Genomic DNA, 18467 nt, shown 5'->3' with positions numbered 1-18467 from the left:
GCTTAGCGCTTAGCGGCGCACGGCTTAGTGGCGCGTTTCGACTTGAACCAGGGGTTCGTTCGACACGGCTGCAACCGGCTTGCGCTCACGGCCCAGACGGGTCGGCGTGTGCGCTGCGGCGATGCGCAGCTGGGTTTGGGCGTGGCGGTCCGGATCGGTTTCCACCCACTTCAAACCAGCGGCGTTGACCACTTCGTGCAGAGCTTGCGCCTTGGCCGACGGAGTCGTTGCCGGCATCACGATGGCTTGGGCATCGGACGGTGCTGCGGGGGCAACCGGAGTTGCCGCCGTCACAACGGGTTCTACTGCTGCGGCGGCTTGCACGGGCTGCTCGGCGGGAGCTTGGACCGGCGCGGCAGCTTCCACGGCGACCGGCTGGGTCACTTGAGGAGCCGCTTGCACAGGCTGTGTTACCGGTTCGACGGCGGTTTGCACCGGCTCGGCCTTGGCGGCTTCGACGGGCGTTTCTGCCGGGCTGATAACTACCGCAGCCGAGGTTTCGACCTGGGTTTGTGCGGGGGCTTCAACCTGGGCTAGAGCCGGGGCTTGAGTCGGGACCTGCGCCGGGGCTTCAACCTTCACGGTTTCAACCGGCTTGGACTCGACGACCTGGGCTTCCGTCACCTTGGTTTCGACAACCTGCGTCGGTGCCAACGGGGCGGCGGGGACGGGCTCCACGGCAGCGGCCGGGGCGGATTCTACCGATGCTGCCGACGCTGCGGGAACCGCGGCGTTGTCGGCTTGATCGGCGGACTCATCATCCGAACCATCATCCAGTTGCTCGTCGCTACCGGCCAGGCCCGCTTCGTCCTGACTGCGGCGGCCACGACGGCTGCGGCGGCGGCGGCGCTTGCGTTCCGGATCGGCTGCGCCTTCGGCGCCTTCACCCATGGGCATGCCGTCGGCGGTTTGCTCGGCGGCGTCAGCGGCTTCGGTCGAGGCGTCGGAGGCGGGCTTGGTGTCGGGCAGGGCGGTCGCTACGGACTGCGCCAGCGCGGCCACCATGCTTTCCTGTTCGCTCATCGGCGCGTCGGACTGGCCTTCTTCGCGGCGGTTGCGGCCACGGCCACGGCGGTTGTTGCGGTTGCGGTCCGAACCATGGCGTTCGCCACGGCGTTCCTGGCCGTCATGGCCAGTGCGACCCTTGCCACGGCCGGAGGCGTTGCGCTTGGCGGTGTCTTCGGTTGTGGTGGGGGCCGGCTTGGCGGCTTCGGAGCCACCGGTCAGCCAGCCAACCAGGCGCTTGAACAAGCCACCCAGGCCACCGGCGGCGGCAGGAGCGGCAGGGGCAGCGACAGGAGCGGCGGGCGTGGAAACCGGAGCGGGCTGCGAGGGCGTAATGCCCTTGACCAGTGCTTCCGGGCGAGCCTTGATTTCGCTTTCGCGCGGCTGCCAGGGAGCATCCGTGGCGGGCGCTTCAACCAGTTCGAAGCTGGTCTTCAGCTCTTCCAGGCGCGGATCATCGTGGCGCAGGCGCTCAATGTGGTGATGCGGCGTTTCCAGATGCTTGTTCGGGATCAGCATCAGGTTGACCTTCAGGCGGGCTTCCATCTTGGTGATGTCGGCGCGCTTTTCGTTCAGAAGGTAGGTGGCGACATCCACCGGCACCTGGGCATGAACTGCCGCGGTGTTTTCCTTCATGGCCTCTTCTTGCAGCAGGCGCAACACGTGCAGAGCGCTGGATTCGGCATCGCGGATCACGCCGGTGCCGTTGCAACGCGGGCAGGTGATGTGCGAGCCTTCGTTCAGGGCCGGACGCAGGCGCTGACGCGACAGTTCCATCAGGCCAAAGCGCGAAATCTTGCCCATTTGCACGCGGGCACGGTCGAAATGGAGGGCGTCACGCAGGCGCTGTTCAACGGCGCGCTGGTTCTTGCTGTCTTCCATGTCGATGAAGTCGATGACGATCAGGCCGCCCAAGTCGCGCAAGCGCAACTGGCGGGCCACTTCGTCGGCCGCTTCGGAGTTGGTGCGCAGCGCGGTTTCCTCGATGTCCGCGCCGCGCGTGGAGCGGGCGGAGTTCACGTCGACGGAAACCAGGGCTTCGGTGTGGTCGATCACGATGGCGCCGCCCGAGGGCAGTTGCACCGTGCGCGAATACGCCGTTTCAATCTGGTGTTCGATCTGGAAACGCGAGAACAGCGGGATGTCGTCACGATAGCGTTTGACGCGCTGGACGTTGTCCGGCATCACCACGCTCATGAAGGCGGTGGCCTGGTCGGCGATCTCGTCGGTATCGATCAGGATCTCGCCGATTTCGGGCGAGAAATAATCGCGGATGGCCCGGATGACCAGGCTGGATTCCAGATAGATGAGGATCGGCGCGGAGTTGTCGCGGGCGGCGCCGTCGATGGCGGTCCACAGCTGCATCAGGTAGGACAAGTCCCACTGGAGCTCTTCGACGTTGCGGCCGATGCCGGCGGTGCGAGCAATGATGCTCATACCCTGGGGCAGATCAAGCTGCTCCATGGTGTCGCGCAGTTCCTGGCGGTCTTCACCCTCGACGCGGCGCGAAACACCGCCGCCACGGGGGTTGTTGGGCATCAGGACCAGATAGCGGCCAGCCAGCGAGATGAACGTGGTCAGGGCTGCGCCCTTGTTGCCGCGCTCTTCCTTTTCGACCTGAACGATCAGTTCCTGGCCTTCGCGCAGTGCATCCTGGATGCGGGCGCTACGGACATCGACGCCTTCCTTGAAGAAGCTGCGAGCAACTTCCTTGAAGGGCAGAAAGCCGTGACGGTCTTCACCGTAGTTGACGAAGCAAGCTTCCAGGCCGGGTTCGATCCGGGTAATGACACCTTTGTAGATGTTGCCTTTGCGTTGTTCGCGGCCGGCAGTCTCGATGTCGAGGTCGATGAGTTTTTGCCCATCAACGATAGCGACGCGTAATTCTTCCTGATGCGTCGCATTGAACAGCATGCGCTTCATGAGAGGGTTTCTCCGTTGTCATGACGCGCCGATATCGGCGCGTGACCTCGGGTCACTCGGGCTGCGGCTGAAGCGGGCAAGAAATGCGGACCGTACCTGGGCGGCGCCCAGGCGTATCCGCCGCGGGTCAGGCGGGCACGTCGTGCCGTGGGGCACGGGGTTCTGTCAGCAGGAGGGTCAGCTTCACTGAATGTGGTTTGACGGAAAAATTGCTGTGAACGGCAGTTGCGGTCGGATTGGTTGCCTACACGCAGCTGGTGCTTTAAATATGCGACGATTCTTGCAGTGCTTCAGAGCCGCTTGCGGCATGCAACGGACCTGCTGGGACAGCGGGCAAAGTGAATGCCACACCACTATCCGGCAGGGCGCGGTTGCGCCGGCGACCAAGAGACCCAGGGGTTGAATCAGCAGGCAGTACAATGGCGGCCCGCGCGCTCGACGGAGTTGCGTACTTGTTTGCATCTCTACGCCAGGCGGCTAGTTCAGCCCCTTAAGGCTGTCCCGATTATATGTCGCTTTCCGCAATGCGCAAAGAAACTTCCTCCCCCATATTCCCCTCTAAAGCCGCCCCCGCCGTCCGTATGGTGGAGGTCGATGGCGAACACGCCGGCCAGCGTCTGGACAACTTCCTGATGCGCTTGTGCAAGGGCGTTCCCAAAACGCATATCTACAAAGCCATTCGTGGCGGCGAAGTGCGCGTAAACAAGGGACGCATCTCGGTCGACTATCGCATCGTCGAAGGCGACATCGTCCGCATTCCGCCCTTGCGTTTGCCTGATCCGGGCAAGCCTCGCCCCGTGCCCGGCGCGGAATTTCCCATCGTGTTCGAAGACGATGCGCTACTGGTCGTGGACAAGCCGGCCGGAGTCGCGGTGCACGGCGGCAGCGGCGTGTCCTTCGGGGTGATCGAACAATTGCGCGCGGCGCGGCCGGACGCCAAGTTTCTTGAGCTCGTGCATCGCCTGGACCGGGAAACGTCCGGGCTGCTCATGGTGGCCAAGAAACGTAGCGCCTTGCTGGCCCTGCACGCCATGCTGCGTGAAGGCAAGGGCGACAAGCATTACCTGGCGTTGGTGGAAGGCGACTGGGTGAACGACCGTCAGCACATCAAGCTGGGCTTGTCCAAATGGACCACCCAGTCTGGTGAGCGCCGCGTGAAGGTGGATCCCGACGGCCAGACCGCGCACACCATCATCACGCTCAAGCAGCGTTTCGGGGGGTACAGTCTGGTCGACGCGGAACTGCGCACGGGTCGCACCCATCAAATCCGGGTGCACTTGGCGGCCAGCGGCTTTCCCATCGTGGGCGACGACAAATACGGACATGATGATGTGCGCGCCGAATTCTCGCGCATGGGTTTTGGCCGGATGTTCCTGCACGCCCACCAACTGACCTTGGCCCATCCGGTCACGGGCGAGCCCATGACGCTTACCGCCGAGCTGCCCCCTGCCTGCCAAAAACTACTGAAACAACTGGAGTCGGTCTGATTATGTCGTCGTATTCGCTGGTCGTTTTTGACTGGGATGGCACCCTCATGGACTCCACGCACAGCATCGTGGCCGCCATTCAGGGCGCGTGCCGCGACCTGGAACTGGCGGTGCCCTCGACGTCCGAGGCAAGCTGGGTGATTGGTCTGTCCCTGGAAAGCGCATTGCGTCGCGCCGTGCCGGAACTGACGCAGGCCATGATGCCGCGCTTCCTGGAACGCTATCGCACGCACTATCTGCTGCGCGATCCCGAGCTGCGCCTGTTTGACGGCATCCCTGAGTTGCTGACCGAACTGGCCGGCCAGAACGTGCGCTTGGCCGTGGCTACCGGCAAAAGCCGGGTGGGCTTGACCCGCGCCCTGGCCGCGACCGGTCTGGGGCCCTTGTTTGACGCCACCCGCACGGCTGATGAAACCTTCAGCAAGCCGCATCCCGCCATGTTGCATGAGCTGATGCAGGAATTGGACGTGGAACCTGACCGCGTCGTAATGGTGGGCGACACCTCGCACGACCTGCAGATGGCGGTCAACGCGGGCGTGCACGGCTTGGGGGTGACGTATGGCGCCCATACCGTGAAGGAACTTGAGGGTTGCGCACCCCAGGCCGTGCTGGATAGCGTGCCGCTCGTGCGCGACTGGCTGTTGCCTCGCGTGTCGGCAAGCGCCTGATTGGTGAATGGTCGTGTATCTGGCCGGGAACGTCTTGCATCGCGGCGAGTCAATCTGAACATGCCCACCCGCTGGCGTGCCGCCGCGGAATATCATGGGGCGGCGCAACGTCTATGCGTTGCGCAGGGTGCTGCCATGGCTGGCCGGCGCCGAACCGGAGACCACGATGTTGATACGCAAGCCCGACGATATTCTTCCGTCCGAAATCACCGACGAGGCGGTCTGGCGCTCGCGCCGCGAATTGATGCTGCGTGCCGGGGTGACGGCAGCAGCCCTGGGCCTGTCCGGATGGGCCTCCCGTAGCGCCTTCGCGCAGGACGCCGGGGCCTTGCCCGGCAAGTCGAACGCCGCGTTCAGTGTGATGGACAAGCAAACCTCGCTGGCCGACATCACCTCCTATAACAACTACTACGAATTTGGGCTCGACAAGGGCGATCCCGCTGCCCGGGCCGGCAAATTGCAGACCCGCCCCTGGAGCGTCAGCGTCGAGGGCGAAGTCGGCAAGCCGCGCACATTCAGCATGGAAGAGCTGCTCAAGTTGGCGCCGATGGAAGATCGCGTCTATCGCCTGCGCTGTGTCGAGGGCTGGTCCATGGTGATCCCGTGGGTGGGTTATTCGGTGTCGGAACTGCTCAAGCAGGTCGAACCCACTGGCAATGCCAAGTACGTGGAGTTCGTGACCGCGGTGCAGCGCGAGAACATGCCTGGTGTGCGCGCCGGCGTCCTGGACTGGCCGTACGTGGAAGCGTTGCGCATCGATGAGGCCATGAATCCGCTGGCCATGCTGGTATTCGGCCTGTACGGCAAGGTCTTGCCCAACCAGAACGGCGCGCCCCTGCGGCTGGCCGTGCCATGGAAGTATGGCTTCAAGTCGGCCAAGTCCCTGGTGAAGATTCGTTTGGTGGAGAAAATGCCGGAGTCGTCCTGGGTCAAGGCGGCGCCGCAGGAATACGGCTTTTACGCCAACGTGAACCCCAATGTGCCCCATCCCCGCTGGAGCCAGGCCACCGAGCGCCGCATTGGTGAAGACGGGCTCTTCACGCCCAAGCGCAAAACCCTGATGTTCAACGGCTACGGCGAGCAGGTGGCCTCGCTCTACCAGGGCATGGACCTGAAAGCGAATTACTGACATCGATATGTCCGAGGCCTCTACCCAGCCTGCGGGCGCGCCGCCTCGCAAGGCGCAGCTTTCCGCCAAGACCGTGGGCCGCTTCAAGCCCTTATTGTTCCTGCTGGGCCTGGCGCCGTTCGCGCGCTGGGTCTGGCTGGGTTTGGACAATGGCTTGACGGCGAACCCGGTTGAGTTCCTGACCCGCTCGTCCGGCACGTGGACCCTTATATGCCTGCTGGTCACCCTGGCTATCACGCCCTTGCGCCGCTTGACGGGGCAGCCCGCGCTGGTGCGCGTGCGGCGCATGTGCGGCCTGTTTGCCTTCTTCTACGGCGCCATGCATTTCATGGCCTGGGTGTGGTGGGACCGGGGCCTGGATCCCCAAGCCATGTTGCAGGATATAGCCGAACGTCCTTTCATTACGGTCGGGTTCGCCGCCTTCGTGCTGATGACGGCGCTGGCCGCCACGTCCACCCAATGGGCCATGCGCCGGCTCGGCAAGCGCTGGCAGCAGTTGCATCGAGCCATCTATGCCATCGGCCTGCTTGCGGTGCTGCACTTCTGGTGGCACAAGGCCGGCAAGAACGACTTCACCGAGCCTGTCTTGTATGCGGCCGTGCTGGCCTTGCTGCTGGGCTGGCGCATCGTGGCGTGGTGGCGCCGCAAGGGCTAGCCGTAGCCAGCGCCAGCGGTGGTTCCGGCTACCTGTTACCGCTACAGCATGGCCAGCATGATGGCGGCGGTTTCCGCATCCGGCTGGCCGTCGTGCAGGGCGGGCCGGTAGTGCATCTGGAACGCCGCCAGCGTGTTGATGGTGGCCCGATCCAGCACGCCGTCCTGCGGGCAGGCATAGCCCAGGCGCTGCAATTGCTTCTGAAACCAGGCCACATCGGGCATGCCTTGCGTTTGCAGGCGCGCCAGGTGCTCGGCTGCTCCGGTCTCGTCGTACCAGCGCCCGATGCCCGCAGTGGCCAGTGCCTTCCAGGGAAACAGCGGCCCAGGATCCACCTTGCGCTGCGGCGCGATGTCGCTATGCCCCACCACGTTTTCGGGGGCGATGCCGTGGCGTTGAATGAGATCGTGCAACAGGATGGTCAACGCGCGCACCTGGCGGTCGTTATAGGCATGCCAGACGGGCTTTCCGTCAGCCCCTTCGGTCCAGCCCGGGTTGACGATTTCGATGCCGATCGACGTGCTGTTCATGGCGATGTTGCCGTACCAGGAACTGGCGCCGGCATGCCATGCGGCACGATTTTCATCCACCAGGCGGTAGGCGCGGCCAGAGTCTGCAATCAGGTAGTGCGAGCTGACCTTGCCGCGCGATAGCAGCTTGATCGACGTGGGGTCGTCGACGCTGGTGTAGTGCAGGACGATGCTGCGCACACGGCTTGCCTGGCTGACGGCGGTGATTGAGGTGTCCAGGTCCAGCCCGGCCGGTCCGCGCGTGGCGCAGCCGGCCAGCACTGCCGTGGCCAGCAGGGTGGTGATAAGGCGTAGCATCGATCAGCGGGCCAGGTAGAGGAACAGCGTGGGTAGCTTGTCCAGTTGGGGCGCGGGCAGTTTTTTCCAGTCGGCGATGGTGTGCGTGACCACCCATTCGTCCGCGGTAGTGACCGAGCGCGCCACGCACAGCTTGGTGTCGCCTTTCAGGCTGGCCAGCAGCGTGGCGAACATGGCGGCGTTGCGATAGGGAGTTTCGATCAGCAACTGGGTCTGGTTGTGCTTGGCGGAAATCTGCTCCCAGGCCTTCAGTTGCTTGGCGCGCTCGGCGGCATCCACCGGCGCGTAGCCATGGAAGGCGAAGCGCTGCCCGTCCAGCCCGCTGGCCATGAGGCCCAGCAAGATGGACGAGGGGCCGACCCAAGGCCGGACCGGTATTCCCAGGCGATGGGCGGCGTCGACGACCTTGGCGCCCGGGTCAGCGACGGCCGGGCAACCGGCCTCGGAAACCAGGCCGATCTCGGCCCCTTGCTTCACCGGCGCCAACCAGGCATTGATCTGGCCGGCGTCGATCTTGTCGGTCAGGGTGTGTATGGTGATTTCCTGCAGTGGGCGCGTGGTGCCGATCAGCTTGAGAAAAGCGCGCGCGGTCTTGGCGTTTTCGGCGATGTAGGTGTCCAGTCGACCGGCCAATGCGCGCACGTCGGCCGGCAGCCAGCGCTCGGGCGGGGCGTCGCCCAGGCCGACGGGGATCAGGTGCAGGGCGCCGTTCATGCCGATGCGCCCGGGGCGTCCAGCGGGTCTAGTCCGAACTGCGTCAGCATGCGCGTCAGTGCAATCAGCGGCAGCCCGATAATGGCGGTCGGATCATCGCTCTGGATGCTTTCCATCAGGGCGATGCCCAGGCTTTCCGCCTTGGCACTGCCTGCGGTATCGTAAGGTTCTTCGGCGCGCAGGTAGGCGTCGATGGCGGAGTCCGACAGTTGGCGGAAGCGGCAGAGCGTAACGATGTCGGCTTTTTCCACCCGCTGGCCGTCCGTGACCGCCAGCGCGCTGTGAAATGCCACCGTTTGCCCTGACAGTGCGCGTAATTGCGCTTGGGCACCGGCGAAATTCCCTGGTTTGCCGATAGGCTGGCCATCAATGGTGGCCACCTGATCCGACCCGATCACAATGCTGTCCGGGTGCTTGGCCGCCACGGCCATGGCCTTGGCAACCGATAGCCTCAGGGCCAGCGCTTCAGGCGTTTCCCCTGGGTGTGGCGTTTCGTCTACATCGGGGGAAATGGCGGTAAAGGGCAGGCGCAGGCGCAACAGCAATTCCTTGCGGTAACGCGAGCTGGACGCGAGGATCAGGCTAGGCTTTGAAGGCATTCGGTATTTGACGTGTAAGCGTAAGTCGCAGTATTATCTAACGTTTTGCGGGATTTTTGCAGCCAGAAGTGGAAGGTGAGGCGGAAGGCAAAGCAAAACGCTAAGGCGGAAAGCTAAAGCGAAAAGCTAAAGCAAAAAGCTAAAGCAAAAAGCTAAAGCAAAGTCCCGTGAATGCAAAGGATTGATCATCAAGCGCATCGATGCATTCGCATTTGCCCATAGTGGCAGGGAAGCGCAAGGCACCATACCTCTTGTGCGGTTTACGCGCGCGGTTGAAGGGTTACCTGAACAACCGCTGGGCGAGGCCGGGCTTGTGACGTGGTCCGTGCGCGGCGAGATTGGTAAGTCGGGGCTGTTGCTTGGCCGGCCGCTTCTGCATGTTCATGTGCAAGCGAATCCGGTGCTGGTGTGCCAGCGGTGCAATGTGCCGTTTGTCTATCCGGTCGATAGCGAAGTCCTCTTGCAGCTGGTTAAGTCTGAATCCGATCTTGATGATGGTTTTACCAACGGTGATGTCACCGACGGTTCTGCCAGCAGCGACGACGAAGACGAAGAAGGAAATGGTTTTGTGTCCAACCAACCTGAAAAGGTGGTGGGTTCGCATCACTTTGATCTGCTGGCCCAGATCGAAGATGAGCTCATTCTGAGCGTTCCGTATGTGCCCAAGCATGATGTATGCCCGGGCGCGCAGGCCAACGTCAGCGAAGTTCCTGAAGAACCCGCTGTCAAGCGTCCGTCGCCGTTTGCGGTGCTGGAACAACTGAAGCACAAAGATTGAGATCAACATCGGGCCGCATCGCGTACAATGCGCCCCGTTTCTAGGAGTCATCATGGCCGTTCAACAAAACAAGAAGTCCCCCTCCAAGCGCGGTATGCACCGTTCGCACGATTTTCTGGTTGCCCCGTCGACCGCCATCGAGCCGAACACCGGTGAAACCCACCTGCGTCACCACATCAGCCCCAACGGCTTCTACCGTGGCCGCAAGGTCCTGAAGACCAAGGCCGACGAATAAGGCCCCCGGGCCGAACTCGTACTCGGACCAATTCGGCTGAGCGCTGATACCTGGCACCCGTGATACGCATCGCCATAGACTGTATGGGCGGAGACTTCGGTCTGCCCGTCACGATTCCGGCTGCGATCGAGTTCGCCCGGCAATTTCCGGATACCCGGCTATTGCTGGTCGGGCTTCCCGACGCGATCGAAGCGGCGCTCTCCGAGCACCGCGACGTTGCGCGCGATCGTATGGAAATCGTGGCGGCTTCTGAAGTCGTCACCATGGACGACCCTGTCGAGGTCGCCCTGCGCCGCAAAAAAGACTCCTCCATGCGCCTGGCCGCCCAGTCCGTCAAGGATGGGCGCGCCGACGCCTGCGTTTCCGCGGGCAATACCGGCGCGTGGATGGCCATTTCACGCTACGTGCTCAAGACGCTGGACGGCATTGACCGCCCTGCGATCGCCACGTCCATTCCGAACCAGACGGGCCGCGCCACCACGGTGCTGGACCTGGGCGCGAATGTGGACTGCACGGCCGAGCACCTTCTGCAATTCGCCATCATGGGCGCCGCGCTGTCGCAGGCGGTGGACCATCGTGAGAACCCCACCGTGGGCTTGCTCAACATCGGCGAAGAAGTCATCAAGGGCAACGAAGTCGTCAAGGAAGCCGCCGAGCTTCTGCGCGGCAGCCCCTTGAATTTCTACGGCAACGTGGAAGGCAATGACATCTTCAAGGGCACGGTTGACGTCGTCGTCTGCGACGGCTTCGTCGGCAACGTCGTGCTCAAGTCCGTAGAAGGGCTTGCGAAGATGCTGTCCAGCATCATCCACGAAGAGTTCAAACGCAATATTTTCACGTTGCTGGCCGGGGCTATCGCCAAGCCCGTGCTGAACCGCCTGCGCAACCGCGTCGATAACCGCCGCTACAACGGCGCCGCGTTGTTGGGCCTGCGCGGCGTGGTCATCAAGAGCCACGGTTCCGCGGATGTCTACGCCTACGGTTTTGCATTGCAGCGCGCCCGTGAAGCCGTAGTGAGTAAACTGCTGGAGCGCACCGCTCAGACGGTCGCTCAGATTACCAAGCGCGTTCAGTCGGAAGAGGGCGCCGCAACGCCTCCCGCGAACGTGGCTGGGGACACCGCTTGATGGATACCGCAATGAAATATTCCGCAATCGCGGGCACCGGCAGCTTCTTGCCGGAACGCGTGGTTTCGAATGACGAACTGGCTGCGGAACTGGCGACGCGCGATATCGCCACGTCCGATGAATGGATCGTCGAGCGCACGGGCATCCGTCAGCGCCACCTTGCCGAGCGTGGCGTCACGACCAGCCAGCTTGCCACCGAGGCTTCGCGCCGTGCGCTGGCCGACGCGGGCGTTGAAGCGTCCGACGTGGACCTGATCATCGTCGCGACCTCCACCCCCGATTTCGTATTCCCCAGCACCGCCTGCCTGGTGCAGGCCAATCTGGGCGCCAAGGGCTCGGCCGCGTTCGATGTGCAGGCCGTGTGTAGCGGCTTCGTCTATGCGCTCACCACCGCCGACAGCTTCATTCGCGCGGGCCGCGCCCGTTGCGCGCTGGTGATCGGCGCGGAAGTGTTCTCCCGCATCCTGGACTGGAACGACCGCAGCACCTGCGTGCTGTTCGGCGACGGCGCGGGCGCCGTGGTGCTGAAAGCATCCGACGAGCCGGGCATCATGGCCGCGCAGTTGCATGCCGACGGCAGCCAGATGAAGATCCTGAGCGCCGCGGGCAACGTGGCCTATGGTGACGTTACGGGCGACCCGTTCCTGCGCATGGACGGCCAGGCCGTCTTCAAGCAGGCCGTCACCGTGCTGGACCGTTCGGCGCGCGACACGTGCGCGGAAGCCGGGGTTGAACTCGCGGATGTCGACTGGCTGATTCCTCACCAGGCCAATGTGCGTATCTTGAATTTCCTGGCACGCAAACTGGCGGTGCCGGTCGAGAAAGTCGTCATCACTGTTGATAGTCACGCCAACACCTCGGCTGCCAGCGTGCCGCTGGCGCTGGATGCCGCGCGCCGGGATGGCCGCGTCAAGCCTGGCCAGCTCATCCTGATGCAGGGCGTGGGTGGCGGATTCACCTGGGGCTCGGTACTGGCCCGCATGTAAGCGCGCGTCCAGGCGGGTGGTGCGACATGCGCCGCCGCCGAACGCGCGCCCGACATTCCACACAGACACTGAATCAATTCAACCGGTTAATCATGAAAATTGCTTTTGTCTTTCCCGGCCAAGGGTCGCAGGCTGTCGGCATGCTGGATGCCTGGTCGGGCGTTGCTGCCGTCACGGATACCGTGGCGCGTGCCTCCGAGGCGCTGGGACAGGATCTGGGTGCGCTGATCGCGCAAGGTCCGGCGGAACAACTGAACCTGACCACGAACACGCAACCTGCCATGTTGACGGCCGGCGTGGCGTTCTATGCTGCATGGACGGCCGCTGGCGGCCGCAAGCCCGACGTCGTCGCGGGCCACAGCCTGGGTGAATACGCGGCGCTGACCGCGGCAGGTTCGCTGACGCTGGAAGACGCTGTGCGCCTGGTCCGCGTGCGCGCTGACGCCATGCAGGCCGCCGTGCCCGTGGGTACGGGCGCCATGGCTGCCATCCTGGGTCTGGACGACGATGCCGTGCGCGCCGCGTGTGCCGCCGCCGCCCAGGGTGAAGTCGTCGAGGCCGTGAACTTCAATGCGCCCGCGCAGGTTGTGATCGCCGGCCACAAGGCCGCTGTCGAACGTGCGTGCGAACTGGCCAAGGCCGCTGGCGCCAAGCGCGCGCTGTTGCTGCCCGTGTCCGCACCGTTCCACTCCAGCCTGCTCAAGCCCGCCGCCGACGTGCTGGCTGGCGCGCTGGCGAACGCCACCGTGTCCGCGCCGCAAATCCAGGTCATCAATAACGTCGACGTGGCCTCGCCCACGGAACCCGGTGCAATCCGGGATGCGCTGGTGCGTCAGGCATGGCATCCTGTGCGCTGGGTTGAAACCCTGCGCGCCATGAAGGCGCAAGGCGTCACGCACGTTATCGAATGCGGTCCCGGCAAAGTGCTGGCCGGTTTGACCAAGCGCATTGATCCCGAACTTACTGGCCTGGCCATTACCGATCCCGCTTCGCTTGAAGCCGCGTTGGCCGTCGTTAACGGAAATTAAAGACATGGACAACTCGATCGAACTGCAAGGCAAGATCGCGCTGGTGACCGGCGCCACGCGCGGCATTGGCCGTGCCATTGCCCAGGAACTGGCTGCGCGCGGCGCGACCGTGGTCGGCACCGCCACCACCGAGTCCGGCGCGGCCGCCATCACCGAAGCTCTGGCGCCCCTGGGTGGCCGTGGCGTGGTGCTGAACGTGACGGACGCTGAAGCCTGCGACGCCTTGATCGACGCGCTGGCCAAGGACGGCGGCGGCCCCCACATCCTGGTCAACAATGCGGGCATCACGCGCGATACGCTCGCGATGCGCATGAAAGACGACGATTGGTCCGCGGTGCTGGATACCAACCTGACGTCCGTGTTTCGCCTGTCGCGCGCGGTGATGCGCAGCATGATGAAGGCCCGTTGGGGCCGCATCATCAATGTGACCTCGGTGGTCGGCTCCAGCGGCAACGCGGGCCAGGCCAACTACGCCGCCGCGAAGGCGGGCGTGTCGGGCATGTCACGTGCTCTGGCCCGTGAGTTGGGTAGCCGCAACATCACCGTGAACTGCGTCGCGCCCGGCTTCATTGACACCGACATGACGCGCGCGCTGGCTGAAAGCCAGACCACGGCGCTGCTGCAACAGATTCCGCTGGGCCGTTTGGGCTCGCCTGAAGACATCGCCCATGCGGTGGCCTTTTTGTCCGGGCCGCAAGCGGGTTACATTACCGGCACCACCCTGCACGTAAACGGCGGGATGTACATGCAATAAATCACGAATTGCGCGTCAGGCGGCTCAGGTCGCCGCGCCTTGCCGGGCAGCCGGCCTGGGCGGCACGCAGTTCAACCGGAAACGCCGCATACTGGTATTCCTGTGCCATCAACGGGCGACAGAACAAGTGCGCGGTGTTATTTTTGTCACGGCCAGGCGTTGCTTTCCTCTACGCTTGGCTATAATTCGCGGGATTTTTCCCAATTGGAGATCTGCATGGAAAGCATCGAACAGCGCGTCAAGAAGATCGTCGCTGAACAACTTGGCGTCAACGAAGCCGAGATCAAGAACGAATCCTCCTTCCTTGACGACCTCGGTGCCGATTCGCTCGACATGGTCGAACTGGTCATGGCGCTCGAAGACGAATTCGAGACCGAGATCCCCGACGAAGAGGCCGAAAAGATCACGACCGTGCAACAAGCGATTGACTACATCAATTCGCACGGTAAGCAGTAAGCTCGACTTATATCCTTCCGGTTGCCCGACTTTCGGGGCCAATCGGGAAACGGGGCGGTTTCAGGAATTTGCCGTGTGGTCCGCGTGCGGGAAGGGCGTTGTAAAGCCCGACCCGCTTTCGCGTGGGCCACACGTGCAGCGCATCCCGAAAACCGCCTTTCTTTTGTCTGTTTGAGGAGTCATCCGTGAAGCGACGTGTCGTCATCACCGGCCTGGGTATCGTTTCTCCCGTTGGAAACGACCTGACCACCGCTTGGGACAATATCGTCAACGGACGTTCTGGCATCAGCCGCATCACCCGTTTCGATCCCTCGGCCATCACCACGCACATTGCTGGCGAAGTCAAAGACTTCGACATCAGCACCTATATCTCGAGCAAAGAAGCCCGCCAGATGGATACCTTCATCCATTACGGCCTGGCCGCCGGGATGCAGGCATGGCGTGATTGCGGCCTGGAAGTCACCGAAGCCAATGCCGAGCGCATTGGCGTGATCGTGGGCTCCGGCATCGGCGGTTTGCCGCGTATCGAAGAAACCCAGGTCGAATACATGGCCAAGGGTCCGCGACGGATTTCTCCGTTCTTCGTGCCGGGTTCGCTGATCAACCTGATCTCCGGTCATTTGTCCATTGCCTATGGCATGAAGGGCCCCAGCTACGCCGTTGTCTCGGCCTGCACGACTGGCCTGCATTGCATCGGCGACGCCGCGCGCCTGATCGAATACGGTGACGCAGACGTCATGGTGGCGGGCGGTGCTGAATCGACCGTGTCGCCGCTGGGTATCGGCGGTTTTGCCGCCATGCGCGCCTTGTCGACCCGCAATGATGATCCTCAGACGGCTTCGCGCCCCTGGGATCGTGACCGCGACGGCTTCGTCCTGGGCGAAGGCGCCGGCGTCCTGGTGCTCGAAGAGTACGAGCACGCCAAGAAGCGCGGCGCGCGCATCTATGGCGAACTGGCCGGTTACGGCATGAGCTCGGACGCGCATCACATCACGGCTCCGGACAAGGACGGCCCGCGCCGAGGCGTCATCAATGCGCTGCGCAATGGCGGCCTGAACGTGGACGACATCCAGTATGTCAACGCGCATGGCACGTCCACCCCCCTGGGCGACAAGAACGAAACCGATGCGCTGAAGCTGGCGTTCGGCGATCACGCCAAGAAGCTGGTGGTCAATTCGACCAAGTCCATGACCGGGCACTTGCTTGGCGCGGCCGGCGGCATCGAGGCAGTGTTCACAACCTTGGCCGTGTACAACCAGGTTTCGCCCCCCACCATCAACATCTTCAATCAAGATCCTGAATGCGATCTCGACTACTGCGCGAACGAAGCGCGGCAGATGAAGATTGAAGTCGGGCTGTCCAACTCGTTCGGCTTCGGCGGCACCAACGGCTCGATGGCCGTGCGCCGGGTCTGATTTGGAAGGCTCCCACGCAGGACGCTGGTCGTTGCATGTGCCCATCGGGCGGCCGGCCAGCGTCCATGCGCTGTGCGGCCTTGCCGTCATTGTCGCGGCGGGCTGCGCCTTGATGGCGCTGTCCTGGCACGGCATGGCGGCAGAGGCCGCGGTAGTGGCGATTGCGCTGCTGCTTGTGCCAGCCTGGCTGTTACACTCTGCACGGAGCAGACCGTCCCCAGTATCGGCGTTGCGCACGGCTGGGGCGGGATGCTGGCAGGTTCACCAGCCGCAAGGGTGGCAAGACGCGCGCTTGTTGGATCACCAGCGCGGCCCTCGCTGGCTCACGCTCATTTTGCAGCCCTTGCCCACCGGGAGTACCGTCTTTACAAATAGCACAATCACCCTCACCGTCTGGCAGCGGACGTTGCACCCCCAGTCCTGGCGGCGTCTTTGCCTGCTGACGGGCACAACGCAGCACGCTCGCTCGGCGGCACGTAGGCGGGAGACGTCATGAGCGAGCGCGAAGTCGACGCGGAGTTGGTCGCGCGCGTTCAACGGGGCGACAAAAAGGCCTTTGATCTGCTGGTGCTCAAATACCAGCGCAAGATCCTGCGCCTGTTGGCCCGGATGATCCGCGACCCCTCGGAAATCGAGGATGTCGCCCAGGAGGCGTTCATCAAGGCTTATCGGGCCTTGCCCCAATTCCGGGGTGACAGCGCTTTCTACACCTGGTTGTATCGTATCGCCATCAATACGGCGCGCAATTGGCTGGCCTCGCAAGGCCGGCGTCCCAGCGCGCCCAATGCGATAGAAACGGAAGACGGTGAAACTTTTAACGAAACCGACAACCTAACGGACATAAGCACGCCGGAATCCATGGTTGCCAGCCGCGAAATCGCCGAGACGGTGAACGCGGCCATCGAGGAATTGCCCGAAGAGTTGCGCACCGCAATTGTCCTGCGTGAAATCGAAGGTATGAGTTACGAAGACATCGCCCAAAGCATGGATTGCCCCATTGGTACGGTGCGCTCCCGCATTTTTCGTGCGCGTGAGGCCATTGCGACCAAATTGCGTCCATTGCTAGGCACCGATGCCGAGCGTCGCTGGTAAGGAGTGGCAGTCATGCAAACAGCAGCCAAGTCCGTTGAAATCGCCGAGGCCTCCTGGGAGGAATCGGTTTCCGCCTGGATGGACGGAGAAGATTCCGACGATATTCTTTCCAGTCTGTTGTCCAAGGATGGACGTCAGACCTGGGACACCTATCATTTGATCGGTGATTCTCTACGCAATGCCGATCTGGCATTGACGCCCAGCGCCGCGTTCCAGTCGCGGCTGGCGCGCGCGCTTGACGCGGAACTGCCCATCGTGGCCGCGCCGCGACGACGTTCGCCGTTGCGGGTCGGCCTGTCCGGCCTGGCCGTGGCGGCCGCGGTGGCAACGGTTGCCTGGGTGGCGCAACCCTATCTGACCGGCACGCCGGCCACGGAAGTGCGCGTGCTGGCTGATGCCAGCGGCACGCCCACGGCGGTCTCCGCCGCTGACGACGCCGGCCTGCGCGACTACCTCGAAGCCCATCGCCAGATGGCGGGTCCCAGCGCGGTGCGACAAGTTTCGTTCGACGCCGGAGCCGGACGTTGATGGCGCTGGCGTTACCGACACGTTGGCCGCGCGCAGCCTCCTGGAACGCACATCGCGCCGGATGGTTTGCCGCTACGCTTCTGACCGCTTTTCTGTCTACCCATGAGCCGGCGCGCGCCGCCGATGCGGCCCCGGCCACGGATGACGTCGTCCAATTGCTGACGCGCATCCAGCAAGCCGCGCGCAAGCAGGACTATGCCGGCGTCTTCATGTATCAGCAGGGCGAGATGATCCAGTCCTCGCGCCTGGTGCACGTGTTGGACGGCACCGGCGAGCGCGAGCGGCTGGAGATCCTGGACGGCCAGCCGCGTGAGTACCTGCGTCACAACGATGACGTGCAATGCCTGATTCCCGAGCGCAAGACCGTTCTGATCGAGCGCCGGCGCGGCGACCGCTTTCCTGGCTTGTTGCTGGGTGATCCGGCCAATCTTGCCGAGCACTACAAAATCCGCACCGAGCCCAAGCTGCATCGGGTTGCGGGCCGCGAATGCCGCCTGATCACGATCGAACCGCTGGACAAGCTGCGCTACGGCTATCGCCTTTGCGCCGACGTTGAAACCAATCTGCTGCTCAAGGCGCAAACGCTGAATGCGGCCCGAGGCGTGGTCGAGCAAGTGTCGTTCACCTCGCTGCGCCTGGGGTCGGAAGTGGACCCGCAACAGCTGAGTTCGCGCTGGAGCACGCGTGACTGGAAGGTGCTGGAATCGACCATGACGCCGGTGGACCTGATGGCCCAGGGCTGGCGCATTCCTGCCCCCAAGGGCTTCAAGGTGATCATGCAGGTGTCGCGCTCCATGGGGCGCGGCGCAGCGGTCAGCCAGATGGTGTTGTCCGACGGCTTGGCGGCCATCTCGGTTTTCATCGAGCCCTATGACAGCGAGCGCGGACATCATCCTCCGCCCGGGGCCGCGCAGCGCGGAGCCATCACGGTGTATGGCACGCGCATTGCTGATTACTGGTTGACGGCCGTGGGCGAAGTGCCCGTGGCGACGCTGGAACAACTTGCGCAAGCGACAGAATACGTGCCGGCCGCTGGGTCCAAGTGATTCAGGCCCAGGCCA

At 63.5% G+C, this 18467-nt stretch carries 19 protein-coding genes; 15 read left to right on the top strand and 4 right to left on the bottom strand.

Annotated features, from left to right (window positions below):
* Window positions 1–24 precede the first annotated feature (24 nt).
* Window positions 25–2928, bottom strand: a complete 2904-nt coding sequence (locus CVS48_RS28380; RefSeq protein WP_100857335.1) for an Rne/Rng family ribonuclease — start codon at window positions 2926–2928, stop codon at window positions 25–27.
* A gap of 524 nt (window positions 2929–3452) precedes the next feature.
* Between CVS48_RS28380 and CVS48_RS28375 the strand changes: the two genes are divergently transcribed.
* The 4 genes from CVS48_RS28375 to msrQ all read left to right on the top strand — a co-directional run bounded on the left by CVS48_RS28375 (window position 3453) and on the right by msrQ (window position 6867).
* Window positions 3453–4415: an RluA family pseudouridine synthase gene (locus CVS48_RS28375; protein WP_172616214.1), complete on the top strand. Its 963-nt coding sequence runs from the start codon at window positions 3453–3455 to the stop codon at window positions 4413–4415.
* Window positions 4416–4417: 2 nt separating this feature from the next.
* A complete protein-coding gene (locus CVS48_RS28370; protein ID WP_050447624.1) occupies window positions 4418–5083 on the top strand; it encodes an HAD family hydrolase in 666 nt (221 codons plus the stop codon).
* 166 nt (window positions 5084–5249) lie between these two features.
* The gene (gene msrP, locus CVS48_RS28365) at window positions 5250–6212 is read left to right on the top strand and encodes a protein-methionine-sulfoxide reductase catalytic subunit MsrP (protein ID WP_100857895.1); all 963 of its coding nucleotides are present in this window, start codon (window positions 5250–5252) and stop codon (window positions 6210–6212) included.
* Between the two features lie 7 nt (window positions 6213–6219).
* Window positions 6220–6867 carry a protein-methionine-sulfoxide reductase heme-binding subunit MsrQ gene (gene msrQ / locus CVS48_RS28360; RefSeq protein WP_100857333.1) on the top strand — a complete coding sequence of 216 codons (648 nt, stop codon included), beginning with the start codon at window positions 6220–6222 and terminating at the stop codon, window positions 6865–6867.
* Window positions 6868–6908: 41 nt separating this feature from the next.
* Here msrQ and CVS48_RS28355 read toward each other — a convergent pair whose 3' ends face one another.
* Genes CVS48_RS28355 through CVS48_RS28345 form a run of 3 tightly spaced genes read right to left on the bottom strand, consistent with a single transcriptional unit; the run spans window position 6909 to window position 9007 of the window.
* Window positions 6909–7694: an N-acetylmuramoyl-L-alanine amidase gene (locus CVS48_RS28355; RefSeq protein WP_100857332.1), complete on the bottom strand. Its 786-nt coding sequence runs from the start codon at window positions 7692–7694 to the stop codon at window positions 6909–6911.
* 3 nt (window positions 7695–7697) lie between these two features.
* On the bottom strand, window positions 7698–8408 hold the full coding sequence (locus CVS48_RS28350) for an SAM-dependent methyltransferase (protein ID WP_100857331.1): 711 nt from the start codon (window positions 8406–8408) through the stop codon (window positions 7698–7700).
* On the bottom strand, window positions 8405–9007 hold the full coding sequence (locus tag CVS48_RS28345; protein ID WP_100857330.1) for a Maf family nucleotide pyrophosphatase: 603 nt from the start codon (window positions 9005–9007) through the stop codon (window positions 8405–8407). Before CVS48_RS28345 ends, CVS48_RS28350 begins: the two co-directional genes overlap by 4 nt.
* Window positions 9008–9188: 181 nt before the next feature.
* Here CVS48_RS28345 and CVS48_RS28340 point away from each other — a divergent pair, with 181 nt between their 5' ends.
* From CVS48_RS28340 to CVS48_RS28285, 11 genes are all read left to right on the top strand, one after another.
* Window positions 9189–9785, top strand: coding sequence for a YceD family protein (locus CVS48_RS28340; RefSeq protein WP_100857329.1), 597 nt, complete (start codon window positions 9189–9191; stop codon window positions 9783–9785).
* 52 nt (window positions 9786–9837) lie between these two features.
* Window positions 9838–10020: a 50S ribosomal protein L32 gene (gene rpmF / locus CVS48_RS28335; RefSeq protein WP_006218037.1), complete on the top strand. Its 183-nt coding sequence runs from the start codon at window positions 9838–9840 to the stop codon at window positions 10018–10020.
* Window positions 10021–10079: 59 nt separating this feature from the next.
* Complete coding sequence (plsX, locus tag CVS48_RS28330; RefSeq protein WP_050447630.1) at window positions 10080–11147, top strand: phosphate acyltransferase PlsX; 1068 nt, start codon at window positions 10080–10082, stop codon at window positions 11145–11147.
* Window positions 11147–12133, top strand: coding sequence for a beta-ketoacyl-ACP synthase III (locus tag CVS48_RS28325; protein ID WP_100857328.1), 987 nt, complete (start codon window positions 11147–11149; stop codon window positions 12131–12133). Before plsX ends, CVS48_RS28325 begins: the two co-directional genes overlap by 1 nt.
* A gap of 92 nt (window positions 12134–12225) precedes the next feature.
* Window positions 12226–13161 (top strand): ACP S-malonyltransferase, encoded by a 936-nt coding sequence (gene fabD / locus CVS48_RS28320; protein WP_100857327.1) that lies wholly within the window; start codon window positions 12226–12228, stop codon window positions 13159–13161.
* A gap of 4 nt (window positions 13162–13165) precedes the next feature.
* Complete coding sequence (gene fabG / locus CVS48_RS28315; protein ID WP_100857326.1) at window positions 13166–13915, top strand: 3-oxoacyl-ACP reductase FabG; 750 nt, start codon at window positions 13166–13168, stop codon at window positions 13913–13915.
* Window positions 13916–14131: 216 nt separating this feature from the next.
* On the top strand, window positions 14132–14371 hold the full coding sequence (gene acpP / locus CVS48_RS28310) for an acyl carrier protein (protein WP_003813816.1): 240 nt from the start codon (window positions 14132–14134) through the stop codon (window positions 14369–14371).
* Window positions 14372–14556: 185 nt separating this feature from the next.
* Complete coding sequence (gene fabF, locus CVS48_RS28305) at window positions 14557–15786, top strand: beta-ketoacyl-ACP synthase II (protein WP_100857325.1); 1230 nt, start codon at window positions 14557–14559, stop codon at window positions 15784–15786.
* A gap of 492 nt (window positions 15787–16278) precedes the next feature.
* Complete coding sequence (gene rpoE / locus CVS48_RS28295; protein ID WP_006218045.1) at window positions 16279–16878, top strand: RNA polymerase sigma factor RpoE; 600 nt, start codon at window positions 16279–16281, stop codon at window positions 16876–16878.
* Between the two features lie 12 nt (window positions 16879–16890).
* The gene (locus CVS48_RS28290; protein WP_100857324.1) at window positions 16891–17406 is read left to right on the top strand and encodes a sigma-E factor negative regulatory protein; all 516 of its coding nucleotides are present in this window, start codon (window positions 16891–16893) and stop codon (window positions 17404–17406) included.
* Entirely contained in the window at window positions 17406–18452 is a 1047-nt protein-coding gene (locus CVS48_RS28285; protein WP_100857323.1) for a MucB/RseB C-terminal domain-containing protein, read from the top strand. Before CVS48_RS28290 ends, CVS48_RS28285 begins: the two co-directional genes overlap by 1 nt.
* Window positions 18453–18467 lie beyond the last annotated feature (15 nt).

The organism is Achromobacter spanius (assembly GCF_002812705.1).
GTDB classification, from domain to species: Bacteria; Pseudomonadota; Gammaproteobacteria; order Burkholderiales; family Burkholderiaceae_B; genus Achromobacter; species Achromobacter spanius.
The sequence above is the reverse complement of the archived record's forward strand: the minus strand, read 5'-3'. Positions and strand labels throughout refer to the sequence as shown.